At 29.7% G+C, this 9,949-nt stretch carries 13 protein-coding genes and 1 pseudogene; 5 read left to right on the forward strand and 9 right to left on the reverse strand.

What is annotated here, in order from left to right; translation table 11 throughout:
- The 3 genes from ABY298_RS12340 to ABY298_RS12350 all read left to right on the forward strand — a co-directional run.
- The coding region (locus tag ABY298_RS12340; protein WP_372746366.1) for a hypothetical protein at positions 1-616 on the forward strand (616 nt) is incomplete at its 5' end.
- Between the two features lie 46 nt (positions 617-662).
- Positions 663-935 (forward strand): CD225/dispanin family protein, encoded by a 273-nt coding sequence (locus ABY298_RS12345; protein ID WP_372746367.1) that lies wholly within the window; start codon positions 663-665, stop codon positions 933-935.
- On the forward strand, positions 925-1,344 hold the full coding sequence (locus tag ABY298_RS12350; protein ID WP_372746368.1) for a DUF2752 domain-containing protein: 420 nt from the start codon (positions 925-927) through the stop codon (positions 1,342-1,344). The genes ABY298_RS12345 and ABY298_RS12350 overlap by 11 nt, the downstream gene beginning before the upstream one ends.
- A 1-nt stretch (position 1,345) precedes the next feature.
- Here ABY298_RS12350 and ABY298_RS12355 read toward each other — a convergent pair whose 3' ends face one another.
- The 9 genes and pseudogenes from ABY298_RS12355 to nadC all read right to left on the reverse strand — a co-directional run bounded on the left by ABY298_RS12355 (position 1,346) and on the right by nadC (position 8,785).
- Positions 1,346-2,173, reverse strand: a complete 828-nt coding sequence (locus ABY298_RS12355) for a phosphatase PAP2 family protein (protein WP_372746369.1) — start codon at positions 2,171-2,173, stop codon at positions 1,346-1,348.
- A gap of 74 nt (positions 2,174-2,247) precedes the next feature.
- Positions 2,248-2,922, reverse strand: a complete 675-nt coding sequence (folE, locus tag ABY298_RS12360; protein WP_372746370.1) for a GTP cyclohydrolase I FolE — start codon at positions 2,920-2,922, stop codon at positions 2,248-2,250.
- A gap of 62 nt (positions 2,923-2,984) precedes the next feature.
- A complete protein-coding gene (gene hisS, locus ABY298_RS12365; protein WP_372746371.1) occupies positions 2,985-4,646 on the reverse strand; it encodes a histidine--tRNA ligase in 1,662 nt (553 codons plus the stop codon).
- A gap of 43 nt (positions 4,647-4,689) precedes the next feature.
- A complete protein-coding gene (locus ABY298_RS12370; RefSeq protein ID WP_372746372.1) occupies positions 4,690-5,166 on the reverse strand; it encodes a hypothetical protein in 477 nt (158 codons plus the stop codon).
- Positions 5,167-5,169: 3 nt separating this feature from the next.
- The gene (locus ABY298_RS12375) at positions 5,170-5,736 is read right to left on the reverse strand and encodes a DUF4126 domain-containing protein (protein ID WP_372746378.1); all 567 of its coding nucleotides are present in this window, start codon (positions 5,734-5,736) and stop codon (positions 5,170-5,172) included.
- Between the two features lie 5 nt (positions 5,737-5,741).
- Positions 5,742-6,476 (reverse strand): 3-deoxy-manno-octulosonate cytidylyltransferase, encoded by a 735-nt coding sequence (gene kdsB / locus ABY298_RS12380; protein ID WP_372746373.1) that lies wholly within the window; start codon positions 6,474-6,476, stop codon positions 5,742-5,744.
- Positions 6,477-6,486: 10 nt separating this feature from the next.
- The gene (locus ABY298_RS12385) at positions 6,487-7,413 is read right to left on the reverse strand and encodes a YihY/virulence factor BrkB family protein (protein ID WP_372746374.1); all 927 of its coding nucleotides are present in this window, start codon (positions 7,411-7,413) and stop codon (positions 6,487-6,489) included.
- A gap of 46 nt (positions 7,414-7,459) precedes the next feature.
- Positions 7,460-7,837, reverse strand: a pseudogene (locus ABY298_RS12390) (four helix bundle protein).
- 87 nt (positions 7,838-7,924) lie between these two features.
- A complete protein-coding gene (gene nadC / locus ABY298_RS12395) occupies positions 7,925-8,785 on the reverse strand; it encodes a carboxylating nicotinate-nucleotide diphosphorylase (protein WP_372746375.1) in 861 nt (286 codons plus the stop codon).
- 77 nt (positions 8,786-8,862) lie between these two features.
- Here nadC and rlmH point away from each other — a divergent pair, with 77 nt between their 5' ends.
- Both rlmH and ABY298_RS12405 read left to right on the forward strand, forming a co-directional pair.
- Positions 8,863-9,336: a 23S rRNA (pseudouridine(1915)-N(3))-methyltransferase RlmH gene (rlmH, locus tag ABY298_RS12400; RefSeq protein WP_372746376.1), complete on the forward strand. Its 474-nt coding sequence runs from the start codon at positions 8,863-8,865 to the stop codon at positions 9,334-9,336.
- Complete coding sequence (locus ABY298_RS12405) at positions 9,329-9,913, forward strand: non-canonical purine NTP diphosphatase (RefSeq protein ID WP_372746377.1); 585 nt, start codon at positions 9,329-9,331, stop codon at positions 9,911-9,913. Before rlmH ends, ABY298_RS12405 begins: the two co-directional genes overlap by 8 nt.
- Positions 9,914-9,949: the final 36 nt, after the last annotated feature.

The raw sequence follows: 9,949 nt of genomic DNA on the forward strand, positions 1-9,949 counted from the left end.
CATAAATACAGAACATTTTTTTAAAACTGCTTTAGAAAATTTAAAAATTGATGAAAACAGAAAGCAATTATTAAAGTCTATTGCCAATTTTATAGCCTCACAATTAAGAGTTAACAAGCGAGTAAATCTTAATTTTATATGCACACATAATAGCAGAAGAAGTCAATTATCTCAAGTTTGGGCTAGTTATGCAGCAAACTATTTTAAATTATCTGAGGTTAAATGTTTTTCAGGTGGAACCTCTGTAACTTCTTTTTACAGAAATACCGTTAAAACACTGCAAGAAGTTGGATTTTCATTTCAAATAGTTGAATTTTCACATCAAAATCCAGTATATGCTATTAATTATAAAAATGGTGTAAATCCAATTATAGGTTTTTCAAAATTATACGATGACGAGCAGATTAAAAAACCATATATTGCAATACTAACTTGTTCAAATGCCGATGAAAATTGTCCATTTATTCCTGAAGCTATTGAAAGATTTTATTTACCATTTAATGATCCAAAAACATTTGATAATTCGCTATATCAATCTCAAAAGTATTTAGAAACCAATCAACAAATTGCAGGTGAAATACATTTTATTTTCAAACTTATTAATAATTCGATATAAATAATTGTATCTTCGATTTTATTTTTTTAAATAAAATCGATTTTTAATGAAACCTCATCAACCAAAAAATTATTTAGTTGAAGCTATTTTGGTAACAATATTTTGCTGTCAACCATTTGGAATTATTAGTATTATTTATGCTGCGCAAGTAAACTCTAAATTTTCAAGTGAGAATTACAACGGAGCAATTAAAGCTTCAAAAAGTGCAAAAAACTGGGTGATTGCATCTATTATTTCAGGTTTAATTTTAGCTGTATTAACGGTTGTTTTTATAGTTGTTTTAGGAGGTTTTACGTTACTGCAATCTGGTGAATTTTAAAATACTAAAAAATATAAAACTTAAATACTATGCCATTCTTATTTTAGGAATTGCATTGTTAATTTTATATTACACAATAAATCCAAGTACCGTAAATTTTTTACCTAAATGTCCATTGTATTTAACAACTGGCTTTTACTGCCCTGGTTGCGGAAGTCAACGAGCAACGCATTATTTATTAAATTTAAATTTTATTGCAGTTGCTAAACAAAATGTATTGTATATTTTAGGATTGTTATTTATTGCTTATCATTTTTTAATAATAGCTTATAATTATATTTTTAAGAAGAATATTTACAACTATACTTATCACCCTAAAACACCTATAATTGTTTTAATTATTGTAATTATATTTTGGATAATTAGAAATATACCAATGGTACCCTTTCAAATTTTAGCACCTCATTAAGTTAAAAAGTACCACGTAAACCAATAGAACCTACGCCAATATTTACATTCCAGTTAATCAGTTTCTCTTTATTACTTTCCTTTTTTTCTTGTAAAAAATTATCTATACCATCAACAATAACAACACTTAACACCATTCCTAAGGTAACATCAGTTAACCAATGTGCACCTTCCCATAATCTAGAAACAGGAGCAATTAAACCAACAGCATAAATACCTCCTTTTACCCAAATATTTTCAAATTGTTTTGCTATTGCGTGTGAAGCTGTAAACGATAAAATTGAATGACCTGATGGAAATGAGTGATAACCAGATTCCTTACTCATAAATTTAAATTCTCTACTTCCAACATCTTGAGAAGGTCTTGCTCTACCAAAAGCATTTTTACTTATTGTTTGTATAAGCCCGGTAGCTACAGCTGAAGAAATAATTAATACTCCTGTATGTCTAAATGCCTCATCTTTAGCAAATAATCCATATCCATAAATTCCAGCCGAAATCATAAAAAAGTTTTGTGGACTACCATAATACCACCCAAATTCTTTTAACATTTGTGGTGCACCCTCACTTTGATTTACAAAATATTCACTCGTTTGCTCATCATAAATATACATAAGTGCAGTTCCAGCAACTATTCCTCCAGCTGTTAAAAAATCGTCTTTTTCCCATTTAAATGGTTGCGTGTATGCGTATTTTACACCTCCTAAAATTAATAAACAATCTTCCTTTAACAGTTGTAAAGTGGTTTCTTTTTGTTGATTTGATTCTTGCGCTGATACTTTAAAATCAATAAAAGCAAAAAGTATTGCTATGGCTATAATTATCTTCATAAAATTTTATTTAGAATCAATGTACTAAAAAAAGCACCAATAAATGGTGCTTTTTTTATTTATGTAACTGTATTTTACTGAATATCACCAAATTTGGTATCCATTTTTATATAATCTAAAAACTCTCTACGAACGTCTTTATCTTTAAATTTCCCTCCAAATTCTGAAGTAACTGTACTGCTTTCAATATCGCGTACTCCTCGAGAATTTACACATAAATGTTTTGCATCAATTACACAAGCCACATCATCTGTTCCTAATGCTTCTTGTAATGCTTGTACTACTTGCATGGTTAAACGCTCTTGTACTTGTGGGCGTTTTGCAAAATAATCTACAATTCGGTTCATTTTAGATAAGCCAATTACATTTCCATTAGAAATATAAGCAACATGTGCTCTACCTACAATTGGTAATAAATGATGTTCGCAAGTAGAATAGACTGTAATGTTTTTTTCTACCAACATTTCACCATATTTATAGTTATTATCAAAGGTTGATAATTTTGGTTTATTAACAGGATTTAATCCAGAAAAAAGTTCATTTACAAAAGCCTTAGCAACTCTTCTTGGAGTTCCTTTTAGGCTGTCATCTTGTAAATCCATTCCTAATGTATTTAAAATATCTCGTACACTTGCTTCAATACGATTTCTTTTTTCTTCATCCGATATTTCAAAAGCATCTGCTCTTAAAGGTGTTTTAGCAGAAGATCCTACGTGATCATCTCCTCTTTCATCAATCTTATTTGTCATTATATTTTTACTTTCAAACATGATTTAATTATTAGTCTGCAAACTTACAAATTGTTTTAAAGTTATTGGGTGATTTTTAGTAATTCTTCTAAACTACACTCTTGTTGCTCACCAGTTTGCATTATTTTTACTGTATATTTATTCTTTTCAATTTCTGAAGAGCCAACAATTACCACAAAAGGAATTTCTCTTTTATTGGCATAATTCATTTGCTTTTTCATTTTAGAGCTATCAGGATATAACTCTGATTTAATGTTGTTTTCTCTTAGTTTAGCCAAAGCTTTCATACAATATGCAGCCTCTTTATCTCCAAAATTCACAAACAAAACTTTAGGTTTTGGCAACTCAACAGCATCAAATAAATTTAATTCTTCTAATACTAAATAAATTCTGTCCAACCCAAAAGATATTCCAACGCCACTCATATCTTTTAATCCAAAAATACCCGTTAAATCGTCATATCTTCCTCCACCTCCAATTGATCCCATTTGAACTCCTTTTGGTGCAGAAACTTCATAAATTGCTCCTGTATAATAATTTAAACCTCTTGCCAAAGTTACATCAATCTCTAAATTTGCACTTTGCAAGCCTAAAATTTCAATATTATCAATTACAAAACGTAAATCGTTTACACCGTTTGTTCCTTCTACAGAATCTGCCAACAATACTTGTAATTGGTTTAATTTTTCTTGATTTGTACCATTAAAACTAAATAATGGCTGCACTTTTTCAATTGCAGTTTCAGAAATACCTTTTTCTAACATTTCTTTAGTAACTCCCTCAGCGCCAATCTTATCTAACTTATCTAAAGCAACTGTAAAATCAATTAATTTATCTGCTTCACCAATAATTTCTGCAATTCCTGCTAATATTTTTCTGTTGTTAAGCTTTATAGTCGCACCGGTTAAGCGTAACTTACTAAAAACAGCATCATATAATTGAACAAACTCAATTTCTTGCCATAAACCTTTACTTCCAACAACATCTGCATCGCATTGATAAAACTCTCTAAAACGTCCTTTTTGCGGTCTGTCTGCACGCCAAACGGGTTGCATTTGATAACGTTTAAAAGGAAACTCTATTTCATTTTGATGTTGCACAACATAACGTGCAAAAGGCACAGTTAAATCGTAACGCAATGCTTTTTCAGAAATTGAAGCTGTAGCTTTGGTAGAATTTAGTAATACACTTATGTTTGGTTTTACTATTTCTTCTATAAAATTTTCTTTGAAGTACGACTTATCTTCTAATTCCTCTTCATTATCTGTTACTTCAACATTTTCATAAAATGCAATAAATTCTTTCTTATTAAGTGTAAAATAATCAAGAAGCATTTTTTTTTCTTCAGCAGTAAGTTCGTTGTACGTTTCAATATAATCGTTAATATATTCTTCGTAATTTGATTCAGAATTTCTATCTTCTAAATATTGAATCGCATCAAAAATTTGATAAAAGGTATTGGCAAAATCCAAATTACCAATTACTTGTTTTTGAATATCTTTAAAATAATCTCCAGAATTTAATATTTTAAAAATCAATCGATCACCTTCATCGCCATATTTCCCCATTAAGGTTTCAGAATTTTCAAAACTTGGCGTTTCAATTGGTTGAAATCCATACGTTTCAAAAACTTGACGAATAGTAGAAAAAATATAGTTACGTTTTGCAACTTCTGTTGGTGAAAAATCACGAGTTCCTTTTGGTATACTTGGTTTTTGTGCCATTATAAAAAATTAGTGTGCAAATATCCGAAATTTAAAAAACTAATTAAAGTTTTTCTAACATTGATTTTTCTTTACTTGTTAAAGGGACGTCATTTTCAAACTTTGTTTTTGTTGGATAAACAGCTAACATCATTAAAACCAAAATGCCAACCAAAATAAAATAAAAACTATTATTGGTGTACCAAACAAAAAAAGCACAAATAAACGCTGGAAATTCTAACGATGCCATTCTAAAAATATGTGCTCTACTATATTTTATGGCTTTTTGAGATAAATTATCATTCTCAGCTATATTTTGTATTAATTTAGCATACAAAAATTTACTTATTAAGTTTCCTGCAAATGCAATAATGATTGCTAAAAATAAAAATTCCCTATCTTGCTGATACGAGAAAAACAGTTGGTCTTTTCTTGTAAAAGCTACAAAAATTGAGAAAATTACAACAGTAGATAATAATCCGAAATGAATAATTTGTAACGATTTTATAAAATCTTTTGGCTCTTTATTTATAGAACTCATTAGTTATTTTTTTAAAGGGTTAAATAATTTAAATACTTTGAAAATGAGCCAAAAAATAATGACTACACATATTATTGCTACAATTGGTAAAAAAATGGAAAAAACAGACATTGCAATGGATGAACCTGTTTCTATTGTTGAAATTACTGGATTAGCAATTCCACCAGTTGTAGCGGTTGACGCTAAACGCGATGTACTTGTTGATCCTTTTATAGCTGTAGCCGTTCCTCCACCAGCAATAATTGCTAATGCCCAAGTTATTACCGGACTTAAATCGCTTACGGTTGCTACCATAACTGCGGTTCCTGCAACTGCTGCTAGCGGAATTGCTATGGTATCGAGTAAATTATCGAACCAAGGAATAAAATAGGCTAAAATTTCTACTATAGTGGCGATTCCTAATAATAACAATGCATTTGAACTTCCAACCCATTGCCAACTTTCATTTAAAGGAATTATATTGTAATAAGAGGCTAAACTTAACGCAAATAGCGGCACAAATATTCTGAATCCGACTGATGCCGCAAGCCCTATTCCTATTAAAATACTAAAGATGGTTTCTGGAGAAATGCTCATTATTTTTTTATTTTAAAAATAGCATTGGCTTTTTCTAAATCTTCTGGTGTATCAATTCCTATAGCTATTTCATTGGTTTCAACCATTTTTACAGTTAAACCATTGGCTAAAAAACGAAGATTTTCCAATTTTTCAGCCGCTTCTAATTGATTGATTGGCAGCTTAGTAAACTTCATTAACGCTTCTTTTCTAAAAGCATAAATACCAATATGTTTAAAATATACTGCTTTAGTTGCTTCTCTTGGATATGGAATTGGTGAACGCGAAAAATACATAGCAAAATCATTTTCATCGGTTACAACTTTTACGTTGTTCGGATTGTTGATTTCTTCTATATCATTCATTTTAAATTTTAAAGATGCTATATCAATTTCTTTTTTTAAATCTGTTTTAAAAACATGTAACAAGTTTGATAAAGGTTCTGTTTTTGTAAAAGGTTCATCGCCTTGTACATTTACAACAATATCAACCTCTAAATTTTCAATAGCTTCCGCAATTCTGTCGCTACCACTTTCGTGCTCTTTTATACTTTTTATTGCTTTCCCTCCGTTTTTAGTAATTTCATTAAAAATGATATCACTATCCGTAACTACAAAAACCTCATCAAACAAATTGGATTGCTTTGTAGCTTCATAGGTTCTTAAAATAACTGTTTTACCAGCTAAATCTTTCATTAATTTTCCAGGAAATCTGCTTGCTTCATATCTAGCAGGAATCATTGCTATTACTTTCATTATAATTTATTTATTCTTTAATATGAAATCTTCTAAGTCTGTTTATACTTGCATTCAACTCAAAACCTAACAATAATATTATAGAGTTTAACCATACAAATAACATTAATACTAATAATGTTCCTATGGAACCATATAGCTGATTATAATTTGCAAACTTTAATACATAAATACCAAATAACTTGAACATTAATAAGGTTAATAAGGTTGTTAATATGGAACCAGCATTAAAAAACGACAAGTGTTTTACTTCTTTGGTTCCGTATTTATATAAAAAAGAAACGGATACAAAAATTAGTAATACAAAAAATAAAAATTGCCCTTTTTCTATCCAAAACAAGTCATCTTCTAGCCAACCTTTACTTTTTAAATTAGCAATACCAATTTCAAAATACACTAAAACTGCCACAGTAAATATTAAGGTAAGTGATAATAGTATTGCCATTCCCATAGATACAAAATACTGCCGAATAATATTACGCATTTCTGTAACGTGGTAAGAGTACTCAAAACCTCCTAAAATAGCATTTACGCCATTGGTCATTAAAAAAATGGAAGCTATAAAACCAAAGGATAACAAATCTCCATACCTGTTATTTATAATATCATTAATAACAACATCAACCGATTCTGCCGTATTTGGTGGTAATATTTTTTGAAGTGTGAATAAAAAATCACTTTGAAAATTATCTATTGGAACATACGGAATTAGTGTAAGAATAAATAGTAAAAAAGGAAATAACGCCATAAAAAAACTAAAAGAAATTCCTCCTGCGCGCGATGTTAATGCACCTTTTAATATTCCAATAAAATACATTTCAATAACATCGTATAAAGACATACCCGACAACCCTGGAATAATAATACTTTTTCCAAGTTTAACAATCCATTTTACAAGTGGAATTTTATTTAGGTTATCTTCTACTGGTTTTGTCATATTTAATGGCACATAGTATTCAAAGGTTCAAGGGTGCAAAGTTTTTTTATAGATTAGTTCTTTTTTCTTTTAGTTTTCTTATTAAACTCGACATCATTCTCTCAATTTCTTTAGTGTTTTCATAAAGTTCTTCAAAATGCCTTTTTTCTACATACTCCAAATTAAAAGCGATTTCAATTTGTGTTTAAATTTCATATAATGAACCTACAGAGATATTTAAAAATCGAATATAATCATTTAAACTATTTCGTCCATAACCTTCCGCAATATTACTTGGAACTGATACTGCACTTCTTCTTAATTGAGAGGTTAATCCAAAATTCTCATCGTTTGGAAATTGTTTGGAAACTTTATAAATCTGATTTACTAGAGACATAGATTTTTCCCAAACTATCAACTCTCTATATGTTTTTATCTTTTTCATAGAAGCAATTTACTGATTTCAGTTACCTTTCTCCTTTTGTCCCTTTGTCCCTTTGTCCCTTTGTTCCTTTACTACTCTAGCCTTTTTTTAATCAACAGCTTTTAAACTTAAATCCATATTATAAACAGAATGTGTTAAAGCACCCGATGAAATATAATCTACACCACATTCGGCATATTTTCTGGCAGTTTGCAAATTAATACCTCCTGATGATTCGGTTTGGCATTTATTACCTATTAATTTAACAGCTTCTCGCGTTCCTTCGTAATCAAAATTATCTATTAAAATTCTGTGAACACCACCAACTGCTAATATTTCTTTAATTTCTTCAATGCTTCTTGCCTCCACAATAATTTTTAAATCTAGCTTATTGTCTTTTAAGTATTGCTGCGTTTTTAAAATAGCTTTTGCAACGCCTCCACAAAAATCTATATGGTTGTCTTTTAGCATAATCATATCATACAAAGCAAACCGGTGGTTTTCGCCACCTCCAATAACTACAGCCCATTTTTCAACAGCTCTAATGCCAGGCGTTGTTTTTCTGGTATCTAAAATTTTAGTTTTTGTTCCTTCTAAAAGTTTTGCAAATTGGTTGGTTTTTTTTGCTATTGCGCTCATTCGTTGCATAATGTTCAACACCAATCGTTCTGCTTTTAAAATGGATTGCGAACTACCTTCTACATAAAAAACAATATCGCCATACTTTACCTCTGCTCCATCATTTATCAAGGTTTCAACTTTTAAATCTTTATCTACATACTTAAAAATACGTTTTGCCATTTCTACACCTGCAATAATTCCGTCTTCTTTTACCAACAATTTTGCTTTACCCGTCGCTTCAATTGGAATACATGCTAATGAGCTATGATCGCCTTCGCCAACATCTTCCCTTATAGCATTTGCAATTATTAAATCTAGTTCATTTTCAAATTGTTCTTTTGTAATCATTGTATGCGTAATTTTCAAACAAAAATAACTTTTTTATTTTCAAAAGTTTCAACTTTAATTCTTTTTATATTTGCCAAATGAAAATTAAATTACTGGCAATCGGGAAAACCGATGATAAAAATTTACAGACTTTAATTGAAACGTATCAGAATAGGTTAAAGCATTATATTCAGTTTGAAATTGATATTATTCCTGATTTAAAAAAGGTTAAAAACTTAAGTGAACAGGAACAAAAAGAAAAAGAAGGCGAATTAATTTTAAAGAAAATAGCACCTACCGATGTGTTAATTTTATTAGATGAAAAGGGAAAAGAACTTAGATCAATTGATTTCTCTACCTATCTTCAAAAAAAAATGAATGCTGGAGTTAAACAATTAGTACTTGTAATTGGCGGACCTTATGGTTTTTCTGAAGCTGTTTACAAAATAGCAAAAGGGAAAATTTCATTATCAAAAATGACCTTTTCGCATCAAATGATTCGCTTATTTATTGTTGAGCAAATTTACCGAGCATTTACCATTTTAAAAAACGAACCTTACCATCATGAATAAATTAAAACTAGTTTTTGCCACTAACAATGCCAATAAATTAAAAGAAGTTCAGGCAATGTTAACCAACTTTGAAATTATTAGTTTAGCTGATATTAATTGTTTTGATGACATTCCGGAAACCGCCAACACTTTAGAAGGAAATGCTATTTTAAAAGCAAATTATATTACTGAAAAATTTGGCTATAATTGTTTTGCCGATGATACAGGTTTAGAAGTAAAAGCTTTAAACAACGAGCCTGGCGTTTTTTCTGCACGTTATGCGGGTAAAGAAAACAATGCGGAGGCTAATATGAATAAATTATTAACCAATTTAGGTGAAACTACAAATAGAGAAGCCCAATTTAGAACCGCAATTGCCTTGAACATGAACCAAAAACAATATATATTTGAAGGCATTTGTAAAGGGCAAATTTTAACAAAAAAACAAGGAGATAGTGGTTTTGGCTACGACCCTATTTTTATGCCAAAAGGATACAAAAAATCATTTGCTGAAATGGACATGATAGAAAAAGGAGCAATTAGCCACAGAGGAAAAGCAATTGAAAAATTAGTAACATTTTTAAATAATCAAGATTGATAAATCCCATAAAATCATATAGAAATACTTTTATCA

Source organism: Lutibacter sp. (genome assembly GCF_041596795.1).
Classification (GTDB): Bacteria; Bacteroidota; Bacteroidia; order Flavobacteriales; family Flavobacteriaceae; genus Lutibacter.

Bases quoted from the DNA above. Each gene is read 5' to 3' on its own strand.
- folE (WP_372746370.1), bottom strand. From the start codon at position 2,922: ATGACAAATAAGATTGATGAAAGAGGAGATGATCACGTAGGATCTTCT.
- kdsB (WP_372746373.1), bottom strand. From the start codon at position 6,476: ATGAAAGTAATAGCAATGATTCCTGCTAGATATGAAGCAAGCAGATTT.
- hisS (WP_372746371.1), bottom strand. From the start codon at position 4,646: ATGGCACAAAAACCAAGTATACCAAAAGGAACTCGTGATTTTTCACCA.
- ABY298_RS12405 (WP_372746377.1), top strand. From the start codon at position 9,329: ATGAATAAATTAAAACTAGTTTTTGCCACTAACAATGCCAATAAATTA.
- ABY298_RS12355 (WP_372746369.1), bottom strand. From the start codon at position 2,173: ATGAAGATAATTATAGCCATAGCAATACTTTTTGCTTTTATTGATTTT.
- nadC (WP_372746375.1), bottom strand. From the start codon at position 8,785: ATGATTACAAAAGAACAATTTGAAAATGAACTAGATTTAATAATTGCA.
- ABY298_RS12385 (WP_372746374.1), bottom strand. From the start codon at position 7,413: ATGACAAAACCAGTAGAAGATAACCTAAATAAAATTCCACTTGTAAAA.
- ABY298_RS12370 (WP_372746372.1), bottom strand. From the start codon at position 5,166: ATGAGTTCTATAAATAAAGAGCCAAAAGATTTTATAAAATCGTTACAA.
- rlmH (WP_372746376.1), top strand. From the start codon at position 8,863: ATGAAAATTAAATTACTGGCAATCGGGAAAACCGATGATAAAAATTTA.
- ABY298_RS12345 (WP_372746367.1), top strand. From the start codon at position 663: ATGAAACCTCATCAACCAAAAAATTATTTAGTTGAAGCTATTTTGGTA.